The organism is Streptomyces sp. OZ13 (assembly GCF_052068155.1).
GTDB lineage: Bacteria > Actinomycetota > Actinomycetes > Streptomycetales > Streptomycetaceae > Streptomyces.
Window position 1 is genome coordinate 154,991 of record NZ_JBQHCZ010000008.1, and the last position, 25,550, is coordinate 180,540.

The following is a 25,550-nucleotide window of genomic DNA, read 5'->3' on the forward strand; positions in this document are numbered from 1 at the left end:
GAGACGATGAGAATGTTCCGCAAGACAGGTGTGCCGGTGCTGGTCTGCGCACTCCTGATGCTTCCGGCCGCGGCGCCGGGACAGGCCGCCGGCCCCCTGGGCAGGGCGGCCGCGCCGGCGTCCGACGGGCCCGACCCGATCGACTTCGCGGTCGTCGTGGACCAGTCGGAGAGCCTGTCCGACGAGGACCTGGCACGTGAGGTGGAAGCCGCCTCGCTGATCACCCAGGGCGAGATCTCCGCACGTTCCCGCGCCGCAGTCATCGGCTTCGGCAGCTCGGAGAAACCGGGCCAGTCACCGGTCAGCGAAGTGTGCGCCCTGACCACGGCCGACACCGCGGGACGGCAGCGGCTGAGCGACTGCGTGCAGCAACTGGCCCACCGCGACGACAAGAAGACCGGACCGGGCACCGACTTCCCCGCGGCCGTACGGCAGGCCGTCGACCGGCTGGCGGAGAAGGGCGACAAGGAGATCCCCAAGGTCGTCTTCCTGCTCACCGACGGCCGCCTCGACGTCTCCGACAGCCCCGAATACGGCACCGACGAGGCGAGCCGCCAGGCCAACGGCGAGAAGCGCCTGACGGAGGAACTGGCCAGGGCGCGGCGGGAGTCCGTGCAGATCTGGCCGCTCGGCTTCGGCGACAGCATCGACCGGGCCGCGCTGACCAGGATGGCCGAGGGCGGATTCCGAGGCGGCTGCGCCGACCTGCCCGACGCCGCCCCGAAGATGCGTGTGGTCGACAGCTCGTCGCAGATCGACAAGGCGCTCCAGGAGACCTTCGCCGCCGCCCGCTGCGCCCGTGTCGCACACGGCACGGTCGGCAAACCGCCCGCCGACCTGTCCGTCACCATCCCGCCCATCGCCACCGACGGCTCCCTCACGGTCAGCAAGCACGACCCCAAGGTCACCGTCACCTACTACGACCCCAAGGGCCGGCGGGTGCCGACCCAGGGCGAGTTCGACGGTTCCGCCTTCGAGACCAGCGGACAGGACGGGCCGGTCGAGGCGCTGCGGGTGAAGAACCCGCTGCCGGGCAAGTGGCGGATCCATATCGAGGCGCCGGAGGGCCACCGCGATCGCGAGGTCGCCGTACGCGCCATCTGGCAGGGCAGGCTCCGTTCCGCGGTCACGCTCAGCCCGGCCTCGCCCCGCCCGGGGGAGGAGGCCGTCGTCGAGGTCCGTATGCAGACCCGGCGCGGTGTGGTGATCACCGACCCCGAGCAGCTCAAGGGCATCCGGGTCTCCGCCCGGATGACCGGCGCGGGCTTCGACCCGGTCGTCGTACCGCTCGCGGACGGGGGCAAGAAGCCCGACGAGCGGGCCGAGGACGCCCGCTACGCCGGACGGTTCACCGTCCCGGCCACCGCCTCCGGGGAACTGCGGCTCACCACCGAGATGACCGCACCCGGCATCACCAGCGACCGCCGGCCCCTGCACGCCCGCATTTCGCAGGGCACCCCGGTGCTCACCGCCGGGCTGAGCGTCGACCGCGGCGACGTCCACCCCGGGCAGACGGTCAGCGGCACGCTCGACGTCACCAACAACGACTCGGGACCGCACACCCTGCGGCTCTCCCTCGCCGACCAGCCGCCCGGATCGGCGCTGCGCATCAGCCCGGCGACGGTGAACGCCGCACCCGGCGGCAGTTCCACCCCGTTCACCGTCACCCTCGGCCCGGACGTCCCCCTGGGCGAGCTGTCCGGACGGATCACGGTGACCGACCTCGGCGACGGAGGCCGGGTCGTGGACAACGTCTTCCTCGGGGTGCGCGTCACCGCCGAACCCACCCTGTGGGACAGGTGGTGGTGGGCCTTCAGCGGCGCGGCGCTCCTGCTGTGCGCGCTGGCCGCCGTGGTCGCCGTGCGGCGGCGGGCAGGGGCGAGACGGCGGGACCTCTCGGGCGTACGGCTCGAACTGCGGGCGGAGGGGCAGCGCCCCGACACGCTGACCATCAGGGCCGGCCAGAGCCCCGGCGGGGAGTTCCTCTTCTCCGTCGGCCGCTCCGGCGGCGGGGCACCGGCGCTGAGGCGCGGCGGAGGATCCCAGGCGTACCGTCTGCGGCGCACGACGGCCGGACAACTGCTGCTCAAGCCGCCCGGCGGACCGGAACGGGCCATCGGGCAGGGTCAGCCGGCCGGTCTGGCCGACGGGTTCGAACTCGTCGTCGGTGACGCCCGTACCGCCTCCGGAACGGGCCGGAGCGGCCGTGACGGACAGGGCCGGGGCCAGGGCGGCGGCCCCTTCGGCGGCCGGCGGGTGCCGGGACCTCGCGGCGCGCGGCCCCAGGGTTCCTCCGATCGCACCGCCCGCGGCGGACGGACCCGGGGCGACGCCTCCGCCGCCCCGCCGCGACGCGGAACCACCCCTCCCGACCCCAACTTCTGACCCACCTCTCGGCCACGAGCGCCCGTCCACGGCGGCGCAAGGGGAGACAGACATGAAGATCTACCAGCCCATGCTCTACGTCGGTCTGGGCGGCACGGGCGCCAGGATCGGCGCGGACCTGGAGCGCGGACTGCGCCGGGAGCTGTGCGGGCCCGACGGCAACAAACTGGTCACCGACGGCCGCCGGCTGCCGTTCCAGCTGCCGGACTGCCTGCAGTTCGTCTACGCGGACTTCAGCGAGTCCGAACTGGACCGGCTCCAGCCGGCCGGCCTCAAGGCCGGTGAGACCGCCGCGCACGCCCGCACCTCACGGATCATCCACGACCTGCTGCCCAGCGACTACGACAGCTCGCCCGAGGTGGCCCGGATGCTGCGGGTCGCGCTGCACGAGGAGACCCACCACTGGCTGCCGCCCCAGGAGCGGCAGCCCCGGGTCGCGCCCCTGCACACCGGGGCCGGGCAGCTGCCGACCGTGGGCAGGTCGGCGCTGTTCGCGACGCTGCGCAGCGGACTCGAGCCGGTGCTGCGCCAGTTGCGTGAGGCGATCGGCGCGATCAGCAACTCGCAGGGCGACCTGCGGGAGATGGGCGGCGGACAGATCCGCGGCTGCGACGTGTTCGTGGCGTTCTCCGTGGCCGGCGGCACCGGAGCCGGGATCTTCTACGACTTCATCCATCTGATCGGACACGAGTTCCGCAGGTCCAAGGTCAAGGGCGTCAAGATCTACCCGCTGGTAGTCATGCCCTCCGCCTTCCCGCCGGAGGCCGGCGGCGGCCGTGAGGCCGAACTCAACTCGTCCCGCGCCCTGGTCGACCTCTCCCGCCTGGTCGACGACCAGAACGTGCCCAGTGCCCGGTCCGACTTCGGCGACGTGGAGGAGCAGGGCTCGCTCGGCGTCCGGTACCCGGGCGAAGGGCTCGTCACGCTGCGCCCCTCGACGGTGCAGACCGCGTTCCTGTTCAGCCGCACCGCCGGCATCGAACCGGAGGACCTGCGCCGCTCCATCACCGCGATGGTGATGTCCCTCATCGGCACGGAACTCGGCGACGACAACAGCCAGGGCCGCACCGAGGGCGACTACCAGTCCTTCGCGGCGAGCTTCGTCAACAAGAGCGTGGAGCGCTCCAAGCCGTCCAGGTCGGGCATCGGCCACCGGTCCATGTCGACCAGCCTGGCCGCCTCACTGACCGTTCCGGTCGACGACCTCGCCGAGATAGTGGCGGGACGGCTGCTGGCGCAGGCCGTGCGGGCGATGGACGAGGAGGCACGCAAGCCGGCCGACGACGGCACCGAGCGGGTCCGCGACCTGTTCGACCGCTCCGCCATCGGGCGGCTGTGGACCAGGGAGGCGCCGGTGGTGGTGCCGCCCGACCCGCTGCCCAAGGGCACCAGGGCCATCATGCAGGCCCTGCGGAACCGGCTCGGCGACATGGACGACGCGCTCGGCAGGCTCCAGCGCGAACTGGACGCCGAGATCCCGCGGCTGGTCGAGGAGTTCCGGCCGGGCTCGGGCTGCCGCGAACTGCTCGGCGTGATCGACCCGTTCAGGCTGGAGAGGCTGCTCGCCGGACTGCCCGGCCATCCGCAGCGGGTCGCGGAGGCCGGGTTCGTCGGCATGCTGGACAACCGCAGGAACGACCCGGAACGCGGTGAGGGCGTGGACGTCCACCCGCCGCAGATCCCGCTGATCAAGCGGGCGGTCGGCGGCCTCGTACCGGCCCGCTGGGGCGACCCCGACGTGCAGAACGCCCTCGACGAGCAGGACGCCTGGTACCGGTGGCGGGCCCGGCAGAAGTGGCACCGCGGCTGGAAGGACCAGGAGTCGCGCTGGCGGCCCCCGCTGCTGCGCACCACCAAGGAGATCGGCGAGCTGGTCAAGGCGCTGCGCGGTCACGAGGAGGACGAGCGCAAGTTCTTCGCGGAGCGGCGCAAGGAGCTCTACCGCAAGGACCGCAAGGGCGTGCTGTACCTGCTCCCCCCGCAGAACACCCTCGCCGCCTTCTACGACGACGTGATCCGCCGGCTCTACCAGCACGAGGACCTGCCGGAGAACCCGGGCGCCGCCCGCCTGGTGGCCAAGCTGATCCGGCCCGACGACTGGATGCGGGCCCTGGAGTCCGTGCGCCGTTCGCCGCAGGCCGGCGTCAAGGAGATCAAGCAGGTCATCGAGCGGCGGGTCAAGGGACTGTTCGTGGAGTCGAGCGTGCTCGGCGACCGTCCGCTGCTGCCGTCGCTGGGGGTGCTGCTGCAGGCCGCGGCCGGTGACGAGGACGCCGCCGCGAAGGTGGACACCCGATGGCTGGAGCAGTTCCGCTCCCAGCTCGTCGGGCTGCTGCCGGTCGGCTTCGAGCCGGACGGCAGCGGCCCGCTCAAGGTGCTCATCGTGCACCCGCAGAGCGAGGCCGGCTCGGGCGCCGCGGCGTTCCTCAAGCGTGAACTGCGCCTTCCGTACGGGACGGTGCCCGAATTCCGGGCCGTGGACACGGAGTCGATCACGGTCGTGCTGTTCCGCAGCGGCATGAGCCTCACCGACGTGTCGGAGGTGCGGCACGTGCTGCGGCTGTGGGCGGAGGCCCGGGACGCCGCCGGCGTGGACGACTTCCTGCACTGGCGCCAGCGCCTCGGCTACCGCGACGACTGGCTGGCCAGCACCGAGGAGGACCGGCGCCGGATCCTGCACCGCATCCTGTGCGCGGTCTGGAACGGCCTCGTCGAGGTGAAGGGATCGCCCGACTCGCCCGAGCAGATCCGCATCCGCCTCCAGGAGGGCGGCGCGGCCACCATGACGCTGCGCCTCGAGGCCTTCGACAACAGCGTCTCCAGCTGGGCGGGACTGCTGCGGGCCTACGAGCAGTGGGCGCTGCTCGACGAGGGCCGGATCGTCGAGGAGGTGTGCGAGCGGCTGATGAGCGCCCAGCCGGTCGGTCTCGCCACCACACCGGAGGCCCCCTCGCCGCTGTTCCGCCGGCTGGTGCACGAGGTGGCGCCCCGCCAGCTCGCCCTGATCAAGGAGCTGAGCGGGCAGTTCGGCGCCGAGGACGAGGAATGGCTCGTCCCGCTGCGCGACTTCTGGGAGCAGACCTTCCCCGGCGCACTCGACATGCGCTTCCCCGGCGCCACCCGCCCCACCCGGCCCAACCTGCGCGCGCTCGACCAGCGCGTCGCGCAGAGCGAGGCCGCACGCCGCCAGGAGGACGCGCCGGTCCCGGGGCCGCGCAACGAACCGCGCAACGAGCCGCGCAACGAGCCGCGACCCGACCCGCGCACGGACCCCCGCCGCGAACGGACGTACGCGGACGGACAGGACGACGGCCACGGACGGGGCGACGTGGGCCACGGCCGACGGGACCCGGGCCAGGACCGTGACGCGTACCCCTACGACCACGAACCGGCCGCAGGCCCCCGCCGGGACGAGGACGCCGCCCGCACCCAGCCGCCGGGCCCCACCGACCCCTGGGACGAAGGCGACTGGGGCCGGCACGGCCACGACCAGGACGGCGACCGATGGTGACCATGGAACAGAACCGCCCGGCCCGTGCCGTCGTCGTGGACCTGCGGCACGGGGCGCCGGTGACCGCGGCACTGAAGGAGACGGAACACGACCGCACGCGGCGGTTCCTCGTCATCGACGGCGCGGCGGACCTCGTGGACCACCAGCTCCGCTACGAACAGCTCTACTCCTACGGACCCGCACGGCTGCTCTGCCTCGCGACCGGTGCCCCCGGACAGCGGCAGCTCCACCGGCCGCTGCCGCTCGGCCCGCCGGAGGCCGGTGTGCTGTGGCTGCCCGACACGCTCGTGGGCGCCGCGCCGGGGACCGACAAGTTCGACGCGTCGCTGCGGCCGCTGCTGGAACTCCTCGTGGAACCGGCCGTGTTCGACTGCGTCCTCGGGCAACTGGCGGACGTGCCGCACGGCGTCGCCGTGCCCGCCGTGCACGTACTGGAGCACGACCTGACGGAGGAGGCGCGGTCACGGGCCTGGCGGCAGGCGCTGGAGCACCTCACCGGCCAGGACCTGCCCGTATCCGTCACCCCGCCGGAGAGCGGCGCCGCGTCCGGCGGGACCCGGCAGGACGGCCTCAGCCCCGAACTGTCGCTCCTCCTCGGCCGGTCGGTACCGCGCAGCCTCGCCGACCGGCCGTGGCTGACCCCCGGTGGCCGGATCGACACCCGGCACGAGGAGTGCATGGACGCCCTGCACGACACCAGGGAGACCTACGAGGCGATCCGGGGCGCGGCAGGTCTGTTCGGCGGGGCCGGCAAGGAGGCCGACCTCCCCGCACGCTTCGAGGGCCTCGCCGACGCGCTGGCCGCGTACCGCACAGAGGTCGCGGGTGCGCTCGGCGACGGCGGCGGCGACCGTGTCCGCCCCGAGCAGCGCGGCCGTCTGCTCGATCGCGGCATCGAACTGACGGAGGTGCCGGAGGTGACCCGCGCGAGCGTGGGACCGGCGCTGCGCGACCACACGGAGCGCCTCCTCCGGCAGCGGCTGCCCCTGCGGTCCGTCGCGGCGACGCTCAACGCGCTCTCCGGCCGGTCGGCGCCGGCGGGCAGCACGGCGAGACTGCGCCGGCTCGACGAGACCTGTTTGCCGGAGCGGGTCGCGGAACTCCCGCTGCCGCCACCGTTCCTGATGCGCCGCCCGTGGGCGGCCGACGCGGGCCTGGCCCTGCTGATCTGCTGCGTCGCCGGGCTCTGGCCGGGAATCGGGTGGTTCGCCGGACCGCTCTGCGCGGCTGCGGGCGCGGCTCTCGCCGCACTGATGCTGCGGCGCCGTCCCGGTCGTTCCCGGGACGGGCGTCTGGACGGGGGCGGCGACACCCGCGCCCTCACCCGCCTCGCGGCGGGCGCCGTCGGCGGGGTGGCCGGGGCGTTCGCCGGCTCGGCGCTGTCCCTGCCGGTCTGGGCGGGCGCGATCGCCCTGGCCCTCGCGCTGACCGCGCTGGTGCTGCTGGCGATACGCGACTGGACGGCGGCGGTCGACGACTGGTGGGGGCAGACGGACTGGGCCTTCGCCGCGGGAGCCGTGGAAGGGGTCGACGAACTGCTGGCGGACACCGTCGTGCACGACTGGCTGCTTGCCGACGCCCGTTACCACTGCTCCGACGCGGCACGCGCCGTCGCCGTGCTGGTGGGGTCACTCGCCGACACCGTGGAGGAAAGGCTGGGCGCCGGTCCGTCCGCGGACCGGGCGCTGCCGGTGGACGAACCGGCCGGTCCCTCCGCCGGGCCGGCGGGCGGCTTCGACTGGGACAGCTGGGGCGACGCCGACGACGACCGGGCCGAACCGACCGTCCCGGACCCGGCCTCGCACACTGCCTTCTCGGACGACAGCACTGTCCACGGCCCGTACGGAGCAGGGGACTTCGGCCCGGATACGGGGCGGGGCCCCGGCGCGGACCTCGGTCCGGGCCTCCGCCCAGGTTTCGGCGACGCCGCGCCCGGGGCCGGTTCCGGCTTCCGCCCGGCCTTCGACGACGGCCACCCCGCGGACGCCGCCGCGGACCCGGCCGCCGGCGGCCGCCCCGTGCCGCACACTGCCGGGACGCGACCGCACGCCGCCGAGGAACGACCACCCGGGGTCGAGGAGCAGCCGCTCGCCCTGCGCAGCCTGTGGCCGTCCCGCTCCGACGGCGACGGCCCGCCCTGGCTCGAACGGGAGACCGGTGACGGGGGCCCGGAACTGGTCGACACGCTGGTCGGCGACCTGACCCACGGCGCCGCGCTGATCCTCGCCTCCCGCTGGGCAGCCGTGGAGCGTGAACCGGCGACCGCGGCCGGCGTGCCGCTGCGCCCACTGATGAACGAACTCCTCGACGAGGAGCACCGGAGGCTGATCAGGGACGCAGTCGCCGCGCCGCCCCCGTACGCCCCTGACCCCGGGAACCGGCCCGGCATCGCCGGTCTGCTCGGGGTCTCCTCCGACCGGGTGCGCCGCCTCCTGGCCGACGGCGGCACGGAGCACGCCGTCCCGCTGTGCGGGGCCGAGCACCGGCGGCTGCTCTCCAAGGACCCGCACGCGGCAAGGCGGTTCCGGTTCGCGCCGGAGGCCCTGCGGCGCGGGGCGGAGCCGGAGATGGGCCAGGACGCGTGGCCGGGCGCCGCGGAGGACGTCGTGTGGACGGCGGGCGGCAGGCACGCCGGGGTGCTCAGGCTGATGCCGATGCGCCCGGACACGGTCAGGTCGGTCAGGGGAGAGGAGGGCGGAACGCGATGACCGTGCCGCACAACACGGGGGCGCCGGCGGAGGACGTGGAGGAGCTGGAGTTCTACACCCACCGCCAGGACCCCGTCCGTTTCTCGGCCGGTTTCTCCGACGACGTCCGTTTGCCGGAGCGGGCGCCGCTGCTGGCCCGGCAGGTGACCCTCAGCAAGGGCTGGCGGGTGATCCAGTACCGGCTGCCGCGCTCCGCGCACGGCAGCGCCGACGCCTACGGCGCGCTCGAGCGGGAGGTCAGCGCGGCGGTCGCGGTGGAGCGGCAGCACGGGGCCGAGCCCTACAGCGAGCTGTTCACCCGCCTCGTCGGGTTCCATCTCGACGCCCCGGAACCCTTCGTCCTCTACAAGGTGCACGCCGGCCGGCCCGTCGCCGCCCGGCAGGGCGCGCTGACCGTGGCGGAACAGCACAAGGTGCTCAGCCAGCTGGCGCTCGCGGTGCGCCTGCTGGAGAACGTCCAGCTGGTGCACCGGGACATCAACCCCCACACGGTCCGCTGGGACGGCACCCATGTGCGGCTGGGCGAGCTGTACCGCACCCAGCGGATCGGCGAACCCCGCGAGGCGTTCGGTGCGGCGCCGTGGGCCGCGCCGGAGCAGCGGGACGGCGCGGGCACCGCCGATCCGCGCGACGACCTGTGGTCGGTGGCCCGGCTCATGTACTTCCTGCTGTCCGGCCGTCCCGGGGACGCGACCGCGCCTCCGGAGGACCTGGCCGACTTCGGCAGGCTCGCTGCGCTCAGCGAGAGCGGTTCGTTCGCTCCCCTTGCGGAGATGCGGGCGGCGCCGGCCGAGCTGATGCGCCTGCTGAACGTCGGCGATCCGCTGACGGTCGTCTCCTCCGCCCCGGACCCGCTCGGCCGCGCCCGTGCGGAGTTCGACGCCAGGCTCGCGGAGAAGCGGGACCGGCTCGGTCTCGCCGCCCCGGCGGACCAGGAGCAGGTGTACGTGGAGCTGGTCGACCCTCCGCCCCGCCGCTCGCTGCGGCGGCTGCTGGGCGGCGGCCGTCCACCGGCCCCCAGACCGGCCGCCGAACCCCGGCACGACGGCCCCGTTGACGTTCCCCTGCCGACCCGGCCCCCGCTGTGCCCGCACTGTCTGCTGCCGGTGCACTACGACGAGACGCAGCTGTTCACGCTCGACAGCAAGAAGGAGCCCAGGAAACTCGACCTCAGCGCGGAGTACCGTCCGATGCACCGTCAGGACGCCCTGCGCCAGGCCTTCCAGATGTGCCCGCACGCGGACGAGAACCAGCCGCACCGGCTGCCCGTGCCCTACCTCACCAGCGGTGAGCCGCTCACCGTCGCCATGGTCGGCAGCTCCGCCGCCGGCAAGACCCATCTGCTGGCCGCCATGCTCGGTGAGATCGAGCAGGGCGGTCTCGAGCCGTACGGACTCAAGTGCCTGCCGCTCAACCCGGAGGAGCACCGCGAGTACCTCGCGGAGACGGTCCACCCGCTGCACCGCGGCGAGGTGCTGCGCCGTACGGGACAGGTGCGCTTCGCCGAGTTCGCGGACGGTCTGCTGGTCACCGGGCACGGGGTGACCCGGCCCGTGGTCTTCTTCGACCTGGCGGGAGAGGACCTGGCGCAGAACAGCGACGTGACCCGGTTCCTCATGGGCGTGGGCGCGTTCATCTTCGTGCTCGACCCGCTGCGGGCCCTGCGGCTGCCCCAGCTCGACCCGGTGCGCGAGCGGACCGGACTCGTCCAGCGCGACCTCGGCGACGAGGCGTTCGCCACCGTGCTCGGCCGGATCCCGCGCACCGGCCCGTACATCACCGCCCCCGCGGCCGTGGCACTGAACAAGAGCGACCTCGTCCGCTTCGACCCCTCGGTGGACCGCTGGCTGGCCCGCGGACTGCCGGCGGTCCTGGACGACAGCACCCTGCGCGCGGAGAGCCGCGACGTCCACGCCTTCGTCAGGCACCACGGCAGCCAGGCATGGCTGAAGCCGTTCGACGACTGCGCCCGCTGCACGCTGCACTTCGTGGCGGCGACCGGCGGCCAGGAGAGGGGCGAGACCTTCCCGCACGGCGTGCGGCCGCGCCGGGTCCTCGCCCCGCTGCTGTCCGTGTTCGCGATGTGCGGGCTCCTGCCCGGAGCCGAGTTGAGGGAGACAGGGGTATGACGTCACGTCACACCGGGACCGTGGACCAGATCGTCTTCCGCTGGGACGCCACCAACCCGATGGGCAACACGGGCTTCGGCCCGGTCGCCTGGTCCGGCGAACGCAGCGACGTCGTACGGCTGTTCCGGCCCGTCACGCACCTGTTGAGGTCGGCGGGCCCCGGCACGGCCCCGGCGCTGGTGCGTCTGGTGAGCGAGGACTCGGCGACGGCGCTGCTGGTGCACCGTACGTCCGGGCGCGGTCTCGGAGGCCGCCAGGACACCTTGTGCCACGCCCTGTACGGGGCCGAGCGGAGCCTCGGCCCCGAGACCTGCCTCGGGCTGCACACCTGGGACTGGGAGGGCAGCGGCATCGCGCTCGGCGAGGTCCGCGGCGCGCTGGACCCGGTGCCGCTCGGCGCCCTCGAACGGTCGGCCCTCGAGGGCGGGAGGCGGCTGTCCGGCGGGCTCCGCCGGACGGAGGCCGAACTGACGGCGGTCGCGGCGGAGGTGCTGCGTGACCCTGCCGCGCTGCACACCGTGCTGGACCGCGCGGGCGACGACGGGCCGTGCCTGCTGCTGTGGGCCCTGTACGGGATCTTCGGCAAGGTCCTGCCGCAGCCGTGGACGTTCGCGACGCACGACACGGCGGAGAGCCGCCGGATCAGGTTCATGTTCGTGAGCCGCTGGTCCAGCTCGCCCGACCAGGACGGTCCGAGGGTGCGCACGGACCCGCTCCAGGCGCCGGAGGGCCGGCCGCAGGAGGTGGCGGAGCGCCTGGTACGCGCCTATCTGTACGCGGTCGAACGCGGCGACGCGGACGAGTTCGAGCTCGCAGACGCGCTGTCGAGGGCGCTTCCCCGTGGCGCGGCGGTGAGGGACGGCCGTGCGCTGCTGGAGGCCTCGGAGGACGCCCTGGCCGCGCTCGAGCGCCGCGCCGGGCGCGACCGGTCCGGGCCCCGCACGTACCGTCCGGAGCCGTCCGCGGCCGAGACGTACTACGCGAACGAGCCGTCCGCGCCGGCGTCGTACCGCTCGGGGGAGGCGCGGGCGTCCGGGGCGCACCGAGCGGAGCCGTCCGGGTCCACGGAGTACGGTGCGGAGCCGTCCAGGTCCGCGGGGTACCGCGCGGAGCCGTCCACCTCCGCCCCGGCGGCAACGCCGTTCGCCGCGTCGCCCGTTCAGGACACCCGACCGCCGGCGGCGCCGGCTCCCGGGCCGCCCGGGCGGCTTCCCGTCGTGCGTCCCACCTGGCCGGAGCCGGACGGGGAGCGGCGCCGGCGGCCGGTCCTCGGCCGTCGCTCCGCCCCCAGGGAGACCGGCTCACTGCCCGCGCGGCTGGCCACCTGCCGCGACGAGCGTGAACTCACCGACACGATCCGGGAGTCGGGCAACGGCGACCTGCTGACGGTGCTCGAGGGCGACCCCTCGTACGACGTGCTGACCCTGGTCGTGCGCCGGATCGCGGAGGGCTGGCCCGACTGGACCGCCGGTGAGCGCAAGCGCATGTGCGACGCGGTCCTCGGCCGACGGCTGTATCTCTCTCGCGGTGCCTCGGCGGCCCGGGGCGGCCCGGACGAGCCGGTCCGGGCCGCGAACGCGGCGTCGCTGTACCGATGGGCCGTGCGGCCGTTCGCCGCCGAACCGGATGTGGGGAACCGTCTGGAGAGACTGCTGCCCGAACTGTGCGGCGGGACCGACCCGATCGGGCGCGGGGCGGCCGAGCAGATCCTCACCGGCCGCAGTGACCCCGGGATCACGCTGCCGGTGTGGCAGGCGCTGGTGCGCCGGTCGATGGCGTTGCCCGGGCCGCCGCCCGACCGGGTCACGCACGAGCCGCCGGAGCCTCCCGCCCGGCCGCCGGAGCGGCTCGAACACCGGCCCCCCGCCCCGGAACAGCCGTCCGGCCCCACGGAGTACCGGGAAGTGCCGGAGTGGCCGGCGGGGTCCGCCGGTCGCTCACCCGAGCCGCCCCACCGCCCCGAGCCGCCCCGCCGAACACCCGAGCCGCCCCACCGCCCCGAGCCGCCCCGCCGAACACCCGAGCCGCCCCACCGCCCCGAGCCGGCCCGCCGAACACCCGAGCCGCCCCGCCGCGAGCCCGAGCCTCCGGGCCGTGCCACCGCCCAGCCGCAGACCCGCACCCTTTATCCGCCCGGCGAAACGGTGCGGTCCGGGACCGACGGCCTCGGGCCGTCCCGAGGTGGGCACCGCTCGGCCGGTGTGACGGGCGGGAACGGGCGTGGATTCGTCCTCGCCCTCGGCGGATTCGGCGTGGTGCTGGTGGTCCTCATCGTGGTCCTCGCCGTGGCGTCCTGAAAGCCCCCCGCGGCGGAACGGCGCCCGAAGCGCGACGGAAGAGCGGCCGAAGATCGGCGTACGGCGTGTGTCCCGGGGCCCGCACGGCCAGGATGGGGACATGGGATTCCATGTCGACTCCGAGGCCGGGCGGCTCCGCCGGGTCGTGCTGCACCGGCCCGATCTGGAGCTGAAGCGGCTCACGCCGAGCAACAAGGACGCACTGCTCTTCGACGACGTGCTCTGGGTGCGCCGCGCCCGGCAGGAGCACGACGGGTTCGCGGACGTGCTGCGCGACAGGGGGGTGGAGGTCCATCTCTTCGGTGATCTGCTGCGCGACTCGCTGGAGATCCCCGAAGCCAGGAAGCTCGTGCTGGACCGGGTCTTCGACGAGAAGGAGTACGGCCCGCTCGCCACGGATCACCTGCGGGCCGCCTTCGACGAACTGCCCACCGCCGCCCTTGTGGAGGCCCTGGTCGGCGGGATGACCAAACGGGAGTTCCTCGCGGGCCATTCCGAGCCGACGTCGGTGCGTTTCCATGTGATGGATCTGGACGACTTCCTGCTCCATCCGCTGCCGAACCACCTGTTCACCCGTGACACCTCGGCCTGGATCTACGACGGCGTCGCCATCAACGCGATGCGGTGGCCGGCCCGCCAGCGCGAGACGGTGCACTTCGAGGCGATCTACAAGCACCATCCGCTCTTCGTCGGCCCGGAGGCCGGCCCGTTCCATCACTGGTCGGAGGGGCAGGACGACTACCCGTCCACCATCGAGGGCGGCGATGTGCTGGTGCTCGGCAACGGCGCTGTGCTGATCGGGATGAGCGAACGCACGACACCGCAGGCCGTGGAGATGCTGGCCCGCGGTCTGTTCGCGGCCGGTTCGGCCCGCACGATCGTGGCCCTCGACATGCCGAAGCGACGGGCCTTCATGCATCTGGACACGGTCATGACCATGGTCGACGGCGACACGTTCACCAAGTACGCGGGCCTCGGCATGCTCCGCTCGTACACCATCGAACCGGCGGAGGGCGGGGGGCTCAAGGTCAGCGACCATCCGCCGGAGCGGATGCACGACGCCATAGCGGCCGCGATCGGCCTGAAGGACGTCCGCGTGCTGACCGCGACGCAGGACGTGCACGCGGCCGAGCGTGAGCAGTGGGACGACGGCTGCAACGTCCTGGCCGTGGAACCGGGCGTCGTCGTGGCCTACGAGCGCAATGTGACCACCAACACCCATCTGCGCAAGCAGGGCATCGAGGTCATCGAGATCCCCGGCAGTGAACTGGGCAGAGGCCGTGGCGGTCCGCGCTGCATGAGCTGCCCCGTCGAGCGGGACGCTGTATAGCAATGCAGGGGATCGTATAGAGTTCCACTGTCACCTCGTCCGTCACGCAGGAGCAGCCATCATGGCGATACATCTCGAAGGCCGCCACTTCCTCAAGGAGCTCGATTTCACCGCCGAGGAGTTCCGCGGTCTGATCGACCTGGCCGCCGAGCTCAAGGCGGCCAAGCGAGCGGGCACCGAGGTGCAGCGGCTGCGCGGCCGCAACATCGTGCTGATCTTCGAGAAGTCGTCGACCCGCACCCGCTGCTCCTTCGAGGTGGCGGCGGCCGACCAGGGCGCCTCGACGACCTACCTGGACCCGTCGGGCTCCCACATCGGCAGCAAGGAGTCCGCCAAGGACACCGCCCGGGTGCTCGGCCGGATGTTCGATGCCATCGAATTCCGCGGCGACGGCCAGCAGGTCGTGGAGGAACTCGCCGCCCACGCGGGGGTGCCCGTCTACAACGGACTCACCGACGACTGGCACCCCACCCAGATGCTCGCCGACGTCCTCACCATGAAGGAGCACAGCGACAAGCCGCTGGAGGAGCTCTCCTTCGCCTACCTCGGCGACGCCCGCTTCAACATGGGCAACTCCTACCTGGTGACCGGCGCTCTGCTGGGCATGGACGTCCGGATCGTCGCGCCGAAGGCCTACTGGCCCGCCGAGGAGGTCGTCGCGCAGGCGCACCGGGCCGCGGCCGTGAGCGGCGCGAGGATCACGCTCACCGAGGACGTCGCGGAGGGCGTGCGGGGCGCCGACTTCGTCGCCACGGACGTCTGGGTGTCGATGGGCGAGCCCAAGGAGGTCTGGGACGAGCGGATCAAGGCACTTGCTCCCTACTCCGTCACCATGGACGTGCTGCGGGCCACCGGCAATCCCCAGGTGAAGTTCCTCCACTGCCTGCCCGCCTTCCACGACCTGGGCACCAAGGTCGCCCGGGAGATCCACGAGCGGCACGGCCTGACGGAGCTGGAGGTCAGCGACGAGGTCTTCGAGTCGGAGCACTCGGTGGTCTTCGACGAGGCGGAGAACCGTATGCACACCATCAAGGCCGTCATGGTGGCCACGCTGACGGGCGTCACGGCCGGCGGGAGCACGGCATCCGTATAGTCATGCGCCGAATTGGGTGATCATGCGAACAGCGGGCTAGTATGTCCGCCATCAGTGGGGTCCGGGCTCGCACGCCCGGACCCCACTCGTACGTCTCCGTACCGCCGAACCACCGAACCACCGAAGAAGAGAACCGCCCCATGCGTATCAAGAGCCCGGCCCAGCTTGTCGCCGATTCCGGCGCCGACCTCGAGGGCCACGGCCTCCGGCGGACCATGGGGCTGTTCCAGCTCGTGTGCTTCGGCGTCGGTGCCATCGTCGGCACAGGCATCTTCGTCGGCCTGTCCGACTCCGTCTCCCAGGCCGGGCCCGCGGTCGTCGTCTCCTTCGTGCTCGCCGCGATCACCTGCGTCTTCACCGCCTTCTCCTTCGCGGAGCTGGGCAGCACGATCCCGGTGTCCGGCAGCTCGTACTCGTTCGCCTACGCGACCCTCGGCGAGCGCACCGCGTTCCTCGTCGGCTGGTGCCTGCTCCTGGAGTACGGCGTCTCCGCCTCCGCGGTCGCCGTCGGCTGGGGCCAGTACCTCAATGAACTGCTCCACAGCCTCACCGGACTCGCGCTGCCGGAGGCGCTCTCCAGTCCGCCGGGCGACGGCGGTGTCGTCAACGTCCCCGCCGTCGTGGTGATGGTCCTCGCGGCGCTGCTCCTCGCCCGCGGCGTGCGCGAGAGCGCCCGCGCCACCGCCGTCATGGCCGTGGTCAAGATCGCGATCCTGGTGCTCTTCTGCGCCATCGCCTTCACCGCGTACACCTCGGACAACCTCTCGCCGTTCTCGCCGCACCACCTGGCGGGCGTCACGTCGGGCGCGTCCCTCGCCTTCTTCTCGTACATCGGCTTCGACGCGATCACCACGGCGGGCGAGGAGGTCAAGAACCCCCGGCGCAACATCCCGCTCGCGATCATGATCTGCATAGGCGTCGTCACGCTGCTCTACTGCGCCGTCGCTCTCGCCGCCATCGGCGCCATGTCCGCGGACGACGTCGCCGACAGGCCGGCCGCCCTGTCGCTGATCGTGAACGACGTCACCGGCTCCACGGTGGGCGGCGGCGTGATCGCCTTCGGCGCGCTGGTAGCCATCGCCTCCGTCGTCCTGGCCGTGATGTACGGGCAGACCCGGATCCTGCTGTCCATGTCCCGCGACGGTCTCGTCCCGCGGGTCTTCGAACGCGTCTCCCCGAAGACGTCCACCCCGGTCGCGGGCACCTGGATCGTCGCCGCGACCTTCGCCGTCCCCGCCGCCGTCGTACCGCTCGACGTGGTGATGAACCTGACGACCATCGGCACGCTTGCCGTCATGGCCGTCGTGAACGTGGCCGTCATCGCGCTGCGCCGCCGCTACCCGGACGCCGAGACGCGGTTCCGGGTGCCGTTCCACCCGGTCACGCCGGTGCTCGGCGTCGCCTGCTGCCTGTATCTGATGTGGGGGACCGGCCGGGCGACCTGGCTCCAGTTCGCGGTGTTCCTGCTGGTCGGAGCGGTCGTCTACGCGCTCTACGGCCGTCGGAACTCCCGTCTCGCGGCCGGCGCCCAGCAGGCCGGGACCGGAACGAAGCCGCTCGTCGACGCCTAGCGCCGCGGCATCGGGCCCGGATCAGGCCGGTCCCGGGAGGGTGAACCAGACCGCCTTGCCGCGTGCCGTGGGCCGATGACCGCACGCGGTGCTCAGCGTCCGGATCAGGAGCAGCCCCCGGCCGTGCTCCTGCCAGGGGTCGGGCTGCGGCATCGGGGCGGACGGTGACAGCCCGTGGGGCGGCGTCGGGTCGTGGTCGTGGACCTCGACCTGGCAGCCCGTCGGCAGCAGTTCCACCACGAGCTCTATGGGTGATCCGCCGGGGGTGTGCTCCACGGCGTTCGCGACCAGTTCGGCCGTGAGCAGCTCGGCGGTGTCGCGGTCCGGGGGCGCCGGGTGGTCGCCGCCCGCCAGCGCCGCACGCACGAGCGCGCGGGCGATGGGCACGGCCGCCGTGGTGTGCGGCAGCGGGACACGCCATGAGGCGGAGTCGGTGGCTAGGGACAAGGCGGCTTTCCGTTCGGTGGCGGTTGCTGATCACGACCCTACGAAGTGCAGGACGCCGGAACGGGGGCGAGTACCCGGCCGGGCCGGTACCTGTGCCACAACCGGTACGGGACTTTCGCGGAGTCGCAACACTCGTATCGCGCACTCATGACGGAAGTCACGAATGAGTGATAGCTTCGATGTCAGAGGCAGTGCAGCAGACCGCCCGTGCCGAGGGAGGCCCCACTCCATGAGCCCCTTTACCGGTTCCGTGCCACGTACGCAGGAGTGGCGTCATCTGCGGCTGACGAGGAAGGACGGCGTCGCGACCGTCACCCTCGCCCGCCCGGAGAAGCTCAACGCCCTCACCTTCGGCGCCTACGCCGACCTGCGCGACCTGCTCGCCGAGCTGTCACGGGAGCGCTCGGTGCGCGCCCTCGTGCTCGGCGGCGAAGGACGCGGCTTCTGCTCCGGCGGGGACGTCGACGAGATCATCGGCGCGACCCTGTCCATGGACACCGCCCAGCTCCTCGACTTCAACCGGATGACGGGCCAGGTCGTCCGGGCGGTGCGGGAGTGCCCCTTCCCCGTGATCGCCGCGGTGCACGGCGTGGCGGCGGGCGCGGGCGCAGTGCTGGCGCTGGCCGCGGACTTCCGGGTCGCGGACCCGTCCGCGCGCTTCGCCTTCCTCTTCACCAAGGTGGGGCTCTCCGGCGGTGACATGGGCGCGGCCTATCTGCTGCCCCGCGTCGTCGGTCTCGGCCATGCGACCCGTCTGCTCATGCTGGGCGAGCCGGTCCGCGCCCCGGAGGCGGAACGCATCGGCCTGATCAGCGAACTGACCGACGAAGGGCAGGCGGACGCCCGGGCCGCCGAACTCGCCCGCCACCTCGCGGACGGCCCGGCCCTGGCGTACGCCCAGACGAAGGCGCTGCTGACGGCCGAGCTCGACATGCCGCTCGCGGCGTCGGTCGAGCTGGACGCGGCGACGCAGGCGCTGCTGATGAACGGCGACGACTACGCCGAGTTCCACGCGGCCTTCACCGAGAAGCGGCCGCCCAAGTGGCAGGGCCGCTGACATGGCCTCCCTGACGCCACCCCCGGCCGGGCCCGCGGGCCCGCACCACGCGGCCGGCCAGGACCGGCCCGCGGCCCCGGACACTGGGGCCCGGCCGGCGCGGAAGGCCCGGCCTCTGCGGATCGCCGTCATCGGCGGCGGGCCCGGCGGTCTGTACGCGGCCGTGCTGCTCAAGCGGCTCGACCCCGCCCGCGAGATCACCGTCTGGGAACGCAACGCACCCGACGACACGTTCGGCTTCGGCGTCGTGCTCTCCGACGAGACCCTCGGTGGGATCGAACACGCCGACCCCACCGTCCACGGCTGCCTCCAGCGCGAGTTCGTGCGCTGGGACGACATCGACATCGGCCACCGCGGACAGACCCTGACCTCCGGCGGACACGGCTTCGCCGCCCTCGGCCGGCGCAGGCTCCTGGAGATCCTCCACGAACGCTGCGCCTCCCTCGGCGTACGCCTGCGCTTCCGCACCCCCGCACCGCCCGCCGCCGAACTCGCCGCGAACCACGACCTCGTCATCGCCGCCGACGGTGTCCACAGCGCCACCCGCGAGGCGCACGCCGACGTCTTCGCGCCGCACGTCACCACCCACCGCTGCCGCTACATCTGGCTGGCCGCCGACTTCGCGTTCGACTCGTTCCGGTTCGAGATCGCCGAGACCGAGCACGGCGTGATGCAACTGCACGGCTACCCCTTCGCGGCCGACGCCTCCACCGTCATCGTCGAGATGCGCGAGGAGGTCTGGCGTGCCGCGGGCTTCGACACCTGCGACGAGCAGCAGTCGACCGAGCGCTGCGCCAAGGTCTTCGCCGAGGTCCTCGGCGGCCGGCCCCTGCGCGGCAACTCCTCCGCCTGGACCGCCTTCCGCACCGTCGTCAACGAGCGCTGGTCGCACGGCAACATCGTGCTGCTCGGCGACGCCGCGCACACCGCCCACTTCTCCATCGGCTCCGGCACCAAGCTCGCCGTCGAGGACGCCCTCGCCCTCGCGGCCTGCGTCGAGGAGCAGCCCGACCTCGCCACGGCCCTCGCCGCCTACGAGAGCGAACGCCGCCCGGTCGTCGAGTCGACCCAGCGCGCCGCCGCCGCCAGCCTGCGCTGGTTCGAGGAACTGGCATTCCACACCGACCAGCCGCCGCGCCTCTTCGCCTTCAACCTCCTCACCCGCAGCCGCCGCGTCACCCACGACAACCTGCGGCTGCGGGACCCCGCCTTCACCGGCGCGGTCGAGCGGGACTTCGGCTGCCCGCCGGGCACGCCGCCGATGTTCACCCCGTTCCGGCTGCGCGGGCTGACCCTGCGCAACCGTGTCGTCGTCTCACCGATGGACATGTACGTCGGCCGGGACGGCATGCCCGGCGACTTCCACCTCGTCCACCTCGGCGCCCGCGCCCTCGGCGGGGCGGGCCTGGTCATGACCGAGATGGTGTGCGTCAGCCCCGAGGGCCGGATCACCCCCGGCTGCACCGGCCTCTACACGGCAGAGCAGGCGGCCGCCTGGCGCCGCGTCACCGACTTCGTCCACCACCACGCGCCCGGCACCGCGATCGGCGTCCAGCTCGGCCATTCCGGCCGCAAGGGCTCCACCCGGGTCATGTGGGAAGGCATCGACCAGCCGCTCGACAGCGGCAACTGGCCGGTGTCCGCCGCCTCCCCGCTCCCGTACCGGCCGGGGATCAACCAGGTCCCGCACGCCCTCGACCGCACGGGGCTCGACGGGATCCGGCAGCAGTTCGCCGAGGCCGCCCGGCGCGCCGCCGGCAGCGGCTTCGACCTCCTCGAACTCCACTGCGCCCACGGCTATCTGCTCTCGGGTTTCCTCTCGCCGCTGACCAACCGGCGTCACGACGCGTACGGGGGTTCCCTCGAGAACCGGCTCCGCTTCCCGCTCGAGGTGTTCGACGCCGTGCGCGAGCAGTGGCCGCAGGACCGGCCCATGACGGTCCGGATCTCGGCCACCGACTGGGCCGACGGCGGGACCACGGCCGAGGACGCCGTCGTCGTCGCCCGCGCCTTCGCCGCCCACGGCGCCGACGCCATCGACGTCTCCACCGGCCAGGTCGTCGCCGACGAACACCCCGAGTACGGCCGCTCCTACCAGACCCCCTACGCCGACCGGATCCGCAACGAGGCCCACATCCCGGTGATCGCCGTCGGCGCGATCTCCTCCTGGGACGACGTCAACTCGATCCTGCTGGCCGGCCGCGCCGACCTCTGCGCCCTGGCCAGACCGCACCTCTACGACCCGAACTGGACGCTCCACGCGGCGGCCGACCAGAACTACACCGGTGACGGGGCGCCCTGGCCCCTGCCGTACCGGGCGGGCAGCCGCAAGCCGCCCACCGGCCGCACCGACGCCCCGAAGCCGAGGCTCACGCTCGGCTGAGGCACTCGTGGCACCGGCACGGATCGGGATGCGGGCCGCCGTGGTACGAGGCGCGCTGCTCGACGGCGATCCGCCCGAGCCGCTCCGCGTACGCGACGGCCTCCTCCTCGGTCCCCACCGGCCACCAGGTGACCCGGGCGTAACGTCGCAGCACGGCCGGCGTGTACACCAACTCCGCGCGGAAGCCGTGCAGATGGCGGGTGGCGGTGTCGATGGTGATCCAGCGGCCGGTGTGCCGGCCGCGCCCTATGGTGGTCAGCTGCTCGTGCCCCGTGCCGGGGTACGCGGACGCGACGAACACTTTCGCCCCGCCCCGGTACGCCTTGGTGCCGGGCCGCAGCTCCTGCCCGAGGTCGCCGTACCGCCGCCACAGCACGACGTTCGCGGCCACCATCCACACGGGTCCGGGCTCGTCGCTCCCCTCATGCGGTTCCCCGGTCACCGCCGAGGCTCCTCCGTCACGGCTGTGACTCCCCGGTCACGAACGGCGCCCCCGCGTCCCGCAGCCGCGCGTGGAGCCGTCCGAAGACCTCGGCGGACCGCCCGCCCGGCCAGCCCTGGGGCAGCAGCTCGGCCGGCAGGCCGGGGTCGGCGTAGGGCAGCCGCCGCCACGAGTCCAGCGCCGGCAGATAGTCCCGGTAGGCGTCCTGCGCGGGCGTGTCCTCGCGGGCGTCCCACGCACGCAGCACGGGCTCGTGCCGGTCGAGGAAGTCCTCGTGCTGCTTGGCGATCGCCGCCAGGTCCCACCAGCGGGAGACCGCCTCCGCCGTCGCCGCGAAACCGAGGTGCTCACCGCGGAACAGGTCGACATACGTGTCGAGCCGCAGCCGCCGCAGCGTGTGCCGGGTCTCCTCGCAGAGCCGGGCGGGGGCGATCCACACCCCGGGCGCGGCGGCGCCGAAGCCGAGTCTGACCAGCCGCGAGCGCAGCAGGTGACGCTTGTGCCGCTCGGCCTCGGGCACGGAGAACACGGCGATGACCCAGCCGTCGGACAGTTCGGCGGAGGAGGGCGCGTAGATGCGCCGGTCCCCGTCGTCGAGCAGCTGCCGGGCGTCCTCGGACAGCGCGTAACCGGCCGCGCCCTCGGGGGTGCGCTCGGGCACGAGCAGCCCGCGCCGTTTGAGCCGGGAGACCGAGGAGCGCACGGACGGGGCGTCGACGCCCAGGACGCCCAGCAGCCGGATCAGTTCGGCCACGGCGAGGGGACCCGGCCGTTCGCGTCCGTACGCGCCGTACAGGGTGACGATCAGAGATCTGGGGGTGTGCTGCTCGGCCACGCGATCACTCTAGAGCTCGCAGCCGGTAGCGCTGCAGCTTGCCGGTCGGTGTACGCGGCAGAGCGTCGAGGAAGACGATCTCCCGCGGGCACTTGAACGGCGTCAGCCGCCCCTTGACGAAGTCCCGCAGGGCATCGGCCGTCGCCCCACCGTTCGCGGCGCCGTCCCGCAGCACGACATAGGCGACGGCGATCTGGCCCCGCAGCTCGTCGGGCCGCCCGACGACCGCTGCCTCCGCGACGTCCGGGTGGTGCAGCAGCGCGTCCTCCACCTCGGGTCCGGCGATGTTGTACCCGGCCGAGATGATCATGTCGTCGGCGCGGGCGACGTAGCGGAACCAGCCGTCGGGTTCGCGGACGTAGGTGTCACCGGTGAGGTTCCAGCCGTCCCGTACGTACTGGGTCTGCCGCGGATCGGACAGATAGCGGCAGCCCACCGGGCCGCGTACGGCCAGCAGTCCCGGCTCACCGTCCGGCACCGGCAGGCCCTCGCCGTCCACCACACGCGCCTGCCACCCGGGGACCGGGACCCCGGTGGTGCCCGGCCTGATGGACCCGTCCGCGGCGGAGATGAAGATGTGCAGCAGCTCGGTCGCCCCGATGCCGTTGATGATCCGCAGCCCGGTCCGCTCCAGCCATGCCTGCCAGGTCGCGGCGGGCAGGTTCTCCCCGGCCGACACGCAGCGGCGCAGCGACCGCGTGTCGTGGGAGTCGAGCTGGTCCAGCATCACGCGGTAGGCGGTCGGCGCGGTGAACAGCACCGACACCCGGTGCTCCGCGATCGCGGGCAGCAACTGCCCGGGGCCCGCCTGCTCCAGCAGCAGCGCCGACGCCCCGGCCCGCATGGGGAAGACGACGAGCCCGCCGAGCCCGAAGGTGAAGCCGAGCGGCGGGCTGCCGGCGAACACGTCGTCGGGCTCGGGCCGCAGCACATGGGCGGAGAACGTGTCGGCGATCGCCAGCACGTCCCGATGGAAGTGCATGCACCCCTTGGGGCGGCCGGTGGTGCCCGACGTGAAGGCGATCAGCGCCACGTCGTCGGCCGCCGTCCGCACCGGCTCGTAGGGCTCCGCCCCGGCCGCGGCGGCCAGGCGCAGCAGATCGTCGGGGGCGTCGCCGCCGTAGGCGGTGATCCTCAGCCCCGGCACCTCCGCCTTGACCAGGTCGTCGACCGTCCGCACGTCGCACAGGGCGTGGCTCACCGAGGCGATCTCGCACACCGTGGCCAGTTCCCCGGCCCGGTGCTGCGCGAGGACGGTCACCGCCACCGCGCCCGCCTTCATCACGGCGAGCCAGCACGCGGCGAGATGCGGCGTGGTCGGCCCGCGCAGCAGCACCCGGTTGCCGGGGACGACCCCGAGCTCCGCGGTCAGGACGTGCGCGATCCGGTCCACCCGCTCGCGCAGATGCCCGTACGACCAGACCTCTCCCGCGCCCGAACGGAAGACGGGACGGTCCGCGCCGAAGCGCTCGATCGTGCGGTCGAGCAGCTCCTCGCCGCAGTTGAGCCGCTGCGGGTACCGCAGCCCGGGCAGCTCGAAGAGGAGTTCCGGCCACTGGCCGGCGGGCGGCAGATGGTCGCGCGCGAAGGTGTCGAGGTGGGCCGAGGGTGTCAGCTCCATGGTTCGCCCCCTGTCGGGTCGGCGTCGCCAAACGAGCGTATCGTGACAGTGACGACAGTCAACAGTTCGCGATACCGTGCTTTTCGAGGGCGCCCGCGAGGGCCGTCCCGGGCCGTCCGCGGACCGTCCAGGCCGTACTCAGTGGGAGCACGAATGTCCGTATTCTCGCTCGATCCGGTACAGACCGCCTGGTGCGCGCGGCTGCGCACCCTGACGGAGGAACGTCTCCAGCCCCTCGCGGAGAAGGGCGAACCGGGCCGTGTCAACCGCCCGTTGATCCTGGCGCTCGGGGAACTGGGGCTGCTGGAACGCCTGTTCACGGCCGGTGCGCTCGAACTGTGCCTGCTGCGCGAGTCCCTGGCGTACGGCTGCACGGAGGCGGAGACCGCACTCGCACTCCAGGGACTCGGCACCTCGCCGCTCGTCCAGGCGGGTACCGACGCGCAGCGCGACCGCTGGCTCCCCGAGGTGGTCGCGGGCCGGGCTGTCGCCGCCTTCGCGCTCAGTGAGCCGGAAGCGGGCTCCGACGCCGCCGCGCTCGCCCTGAAAGCGGTGCCCGACGGCCGCGGCTGGCGGCTGAGCGGCGAGAAGCGGTGGATCTCCAACGCCCCTGAGGCCGACTTCTACACCGTCTTCGCCCGTACCACCGAAGGCGCGGGAGCCCGCGGCGTCACCGCTTTCCTCGTCCCCGCCGACCGTCCCGGCCTCGCCGGCAGCGCGCTGGAGATGCTCTCCCCGCACCCGATCGGTGCGCTCACCTTCGACGACGTGCCGGTCACCGCCGACGACCTGCTCGGCGAGCCGGACCGCGGCTTCCGCGTCGCCATGAGCACCCTCAACCTCTTCCGCCCCAGCGTCGGCGCGTTCGCCGTCGGCATGGCACAGGCGGCCCTCGACGCGACCCTCGCCCACACCGCCGCCCGCCGTGCCTTCGGCGGCCCGCTGAGCGAACTCCAGTCCGTCGCCCACACCGTCGCCGAGATGGCCACGCGCACCGAGGCCGCCCGGCTGCTCGTCCACGCCGCCGCCTCCGCGTACGACGCCGGGGCCGCCGACGTGCCGAAACGGGCGGCGATGGCCAAGCTGCACGCGACGGAGACCGCCCAGTTCGTCGTCGACTCCGCGGTCCAGTTGCACGGCGCCCGCGCCCTCCAGCGGGGCCATCTCCTCGAGCACCTCTACCGCGAGGTCCGCGCCCCCCGGATCTACGAGGGCGCCACCGAGGTGCAGCGCACCATCATCGCCAAGGAGCTCTACGCCGAGGAGGCCCGCGCATGACCCTGTCCCGCCACAACCCGGCAGAGCTCTCCCCGCCCACCGGCTTCTCCCACGCCGTCACCGCCTCCGGCAGCCGGCTGGTCTTCCTGGCCGGCCAGACCGCGCTGGACACGGACGGCAAGGTCGTCGGCGACACGCTCCCCGCGCAGTTCGAGACCGCCCTGTCCAACCTCCTCACCGCGCTCGCAGCGGCCGGCGGCACCCCGCACGACCTGGCCCGGGTCACCGTCTATGCGACCGACGTCGCCGACTACCGGGTCCACGCCCGTGAACTGGGCCGCGTCTGGCGGCGCCTGGCGGGCCGCGACTACCCGGCCATGGCCGTCGTCGGGGTCGTACGGCTGTGGGACGAGCAGTGCCTCGTTGAGGTGGACGGGGTGGCGGTCCTGCCCTGAGCCGGGCCCTCCGGCACCCCTTGATCGACTGGTGGCGTTTCACCCGACAGGCTTAACGTCGAACAGTG

At 73.2% G+C, this 25,550-nt stretch carries 16 protein-coding genes; 12 read left to right on the forward strand and 4 right to left on the reverse strand.

The features are described 5' to 3' along the window. Positions 1 to 12 precede the first annotated feature (12 nt). The 8 genes from ACTMTU_RS19915 to ACTMTU_RS19950 all read left to right on the forward strand — a co-directional run bounded on the left by ACTMTU_RS19915 (position 13) and on the right by ACTMTU_RS19950 (position 17,024). A complete protein-coding gene (locus ACTMTU_RS19915; protein ID WP_441264840.1) occupies positions 13 to 2,385 on the forward strand; it encodes a VWA domain-containing protein in 2,373 nt (790 codons plus the stop codon). Positions 2,386 to 2,437: 52 nt separating this feature from the next. Then, a complete protein-coding gene (locus ACTMTU_RS19920) occupies positions 2,438 to 5,896 on the forward strand; it encodes a tubulin-like doman-containing protein (protein WP_441264841.1) in 3,459 nt (1,152 codons plus the stop codon). Positions 5,897 to 5,898: 2 nt separating this feature from the next. Next, positions 5,899 to 8,604 carry a hypothetical protein gene (locus ACTMTU_RS19925; protein ID WP_441264842.1) on the forward strand — a complete coding sequence of 902 codons (2,706 nt, stop codon included), beginning with the start codon at positions 5,899 to 5,901 and terminating at the stop codon, positions 8,602 to 8,604. Continuing rightward, a complete protein-coding gene (locus ACTMTU_RS19930; RefSeq protein ID WP_441264843.1) occupies positions 8,601 to 10,733 on the forward strand; it encodes a hypothetical protein in 2,133 nt (710 codons plus the stop codon). Before ACTMTU_RS19925 ends, ACTMTU_RS19930 begins: the two co-directional genes overlap by 4 nt. Continuing rightward, positions 10,730 to 13,030: a hypothetical protein gene (locus ACTMTU_RS19935; protein ID WP_441264844.1), complete on the forward strand. Its 2,301-nt coding sequence runs from the start codon at positions 10,730 to 10,732 to the stop codon at positions 13,028 to 13,030. The genes ACTMTU_RS19930 and ACTMTU_RS19935 overlap by 4 nt, the downstream gene beginning before the upstream one ends. 100 nt (positions 13,031 to 13,130) lie before the next feature. Next, positions 13,131 to 14,360 carry an arginine deiminase gene (locus ACTMTU_RS19940; RefSeq protein ID WP_441264845.1) on the forward strand — a complete coding sequence of 410 codons (1,230 nt, stop codon included), beginning with the start codon at positions 13,131 to 13,133 and terminating at the stop codon, positions 14,358 to 14,360. A gap of 61 nt (positions 14,361 to 14,421) precedes the next feature. Then, positions 14,422 to 15,453 carry an ornithine carbamoyltransferase gene (gene argF / locus ACTMTU_RS19945; RefSeq protein ID WP_441264846.1) on the forward strand — a complete coding sequence of 344 codons (1,032 nt, stop codon included), beginning with the start codon at positions 14,422 to 14,424 and terminating at the stop codon, positions 15,451 to 15,453. 140 nt (positions 15,454 to 15,593) lie between these two features. Further along, positions 15,594 to 17,024, forward strand: coding sequence for an amino acid permease (locus ACTMTU_RS19950; protein WP_441264847.1), 1,431 nt, complete (start codon positions 15,594 to 15,596; stop codon positions 17,022 to 17,024). A 21-nt stretch (positions 17,025 to 17,045) separates the two neighbouring features. Here ACTMTU_RS19950 and ACTMTU_RS19955 read toward each other — a convergent pair whose 3' ends face one another. Further along, positions 17,046 to 17,471, reverse strand: a complete 426-nt coding sequence (locus ACTMTU_RS19955) for an ATP-binding protein (protein ID WP_441264848.1) — start codon at positions 17,469 to 17,471, stop codon at positions 17,046 to 17,048. A gap of 229 nt (positions 17,472 to 17,700) precedes the next feature. On the opposite strand from ACTMTU_RS19955, the gene ACTMTU_RS19960 reads away from it, so the two are divergent. Then, positions 17,701 to 18,528 carry an enoyl-CoA hydratase family protein gene (locus ACTMTU_RS19960; protein ID WP_159685532.1) on the forward strand — a complete coding sequence of 276 codons (828 nt, stop codon included), beginning with the start codon at positions 17,701 to 17,703 and terminating at the stop codon, positions 18,526 to 18,528. Position 18,529: 1 nt separating this feature from the next. Then, the gene (locus ACTMTU_RS19965) at positions 18,530 to 20,911 is read left to right on the forward strand and encodes a bifunctional salicylyl-CoA 5-hydroxylase/oxidoreductase (protein WP_441264849.1); all 2,382 of its coding nucleotides are present in this window, start codon (positions 18,530 to 18,532) and stop codon (positions 20,909 to 20,911) included. Here the strand turns inward: ACTMTU_RS19965 and ACTMTU_RS19970 are convergent. The 3 genes from ACTMTU_RS19970 to ACTMTU_RS19980 form a co-directional block, all read right to left on the reverse strand. Further along, positions 20,898 to 21,305, reverse strand: coding sequence for a hypothetical protein (locus ACTMTU_RS19970; protein ID WP_441264951.1), 408 nt, complete (start codon positions 21,303 to 21,305; stop codon positions 20,898 to 20,900). The genes ACTMTU_RS19965 and ACTMTU_RS19970 overlap by 14 nt on opposite strands. Positions 21,306 to 21,369: 64 nt before the next feature. Further along, complete coding sequence (locus tag ACTMTU_RS19975; RefSeq protein WP_441264850.1) at positions 21,370 to 22,188, reverse strand: PaaX family transcriptional regulator; 819 nt, start codon at positions 22,186 to 22,188, stop codon at positions 21,370 to 21,372. 4 nt (positions 22,189 to 22,192) lie between these two features. Continuing rightward, positions 22,193 to 23,809 carry an AMP-binding protein gene (locus tag ACTMTU_RS19980; protein ID WP_441264851.1) on the reverse strand — a complete coding sequence of 539 codons (1,617 nt, stop codon included), beginning with the start codon at positions 23,807 to 23,809 and terminating at the stop codon, positions 22,193 to 22,195. A 153-nt stretch (positions 23,810 to 23,962) separates the two neighbouring features. Between ACTMTU_RS19980 and ACTMTU_RS19985 the strand changes: the two genes are divergently transcribed. Together ACTMTU_RS19985 and ACTMTU_RS19990 are read left to right on the forward strand one after the other, a co-directional pair. Continuing rightward, positions 23,963 to 25,087, forward strand: a complete 1,125-nt coding sequence (locus ACTMTU_RS19985; RefSeq protein WP_441264852.1) for an acyl-CoA dehydrogenase family protein — start codon at positions 23,963 to 23,965, stop codon at positions 25,085 to 25,087. Next, complete coding sequence (locus ACTMTU_RS19990; RefSeq protein ID WP_441264853.1) at positions 25,084 to 25,482, forward strand: RidA family protein; 399 nt, start codon at positions 25,084 to 25,086, stop codon at positions 25,480 to 25,482. Before ACTMTU_RS19985 ends, ACTMTU_RS19990 begins: the two co-directional genes overlap by 4 nt. Positions 25,483 to 25,550: the final 68 nt, after the last annotated feature.

Coding starts and splice junctions, on each gene's coding strand:
- ACTMTU_RS19915 (WP_441264840.1), top strand. CDS start 13: ATGTTCCGCAAGACAGGTGTGCCGGTGCTGGTCTGCGCACTCCTGATG.
- ACTMTU_RS19920 (WP_441264841.1), top strand. CDS start 2,438: ATGAAGATCTACCAGCCCATGCTCTACGTCGGTCTGGGCGGCACGGGC.
- ACTMTU_RS19925 (WP_441264842.1), top strand. CDS start 5,899: ATGGAACAGAACCGCCCGGCCCGTGCCGTCGTCGTGGACCTGCGGCAC.
- ACTMTU_RS19930 (WP_441264843.1), top strand. CDS start 8,601: ATGACCGTGCCGCACAACACGGGGGCGCCGGCGGAGGACGTGGAGGAG.
- ACTMTU_RS19935 (WP_441264844.1), top strand. CDS start 10,730: ATGACGTCACGTCACACCGGGACCGTGGACCAGATCGTCTTCCGCTGG.
- ACTMTU_RS19940 (WP_441264845.1), top strand. CDS start 13,131: ATGGGATTCCATGTCGACTCCGAGGCCGGGCGGCTCCGCCGGGTCGTG.
- argF (WP_441264846.1), top strand. CDS start 14,422: ATGGCGATACATCTCGAAGGCCGCCACTTCCTCAAGGAGCTCGATTTC.
- ACTMTU_RS19950 (WP_441264847.1), top strand. CDS start 15,594: ATGCGTATCAAGAGCCCGGCCCAGCTTGTCGCCGATTCCGGCGCCGAC.
- ACTMTU_RS19960 (WP_159685532.1), top strand. CDS start 17,701: ATGAGCCCCTTTACCGGTTCCGTGCCACGTACGCAGGAGTGGCGTCAT.
- ACTMTU_RS19965 (WP_441264849.1), top strand. CDS start 18,530: ATGGCCTCCCTGACGCCACCCCCGGCCGGGCCCGCGGGCCCGCACCAC.
- ACTMTU_RS19970 (WP_441264951.1), bottom strand. CDS start 21,305: ATGGTGGCCGCGAACGTCGTGCTGTGGCGGCGGTACGGCGACCTCGGG.
- ACTMTU_RS19980 (WP_441264851.1), bottom strand. CDS start 23,809: ATGGAGCTGACACCCTCGGCCCACCTCGACACCTTCGCGCGCGACCAT.
- ACTMTU_RS19985 (WP_441264852.1), top strand. CDS start 23,963: ATGTCCGTATTCTCGCTCGATCCGGTACAGACCGCCTGGTGCGCGCGG.
- ACTMTU_RS19990 (WP_441264853.1), top strand. CDS start 25,084: ATGACCCTGTCCCGCCACAACCCGGCAGAGCTCTCCCCGCCCACCGGC.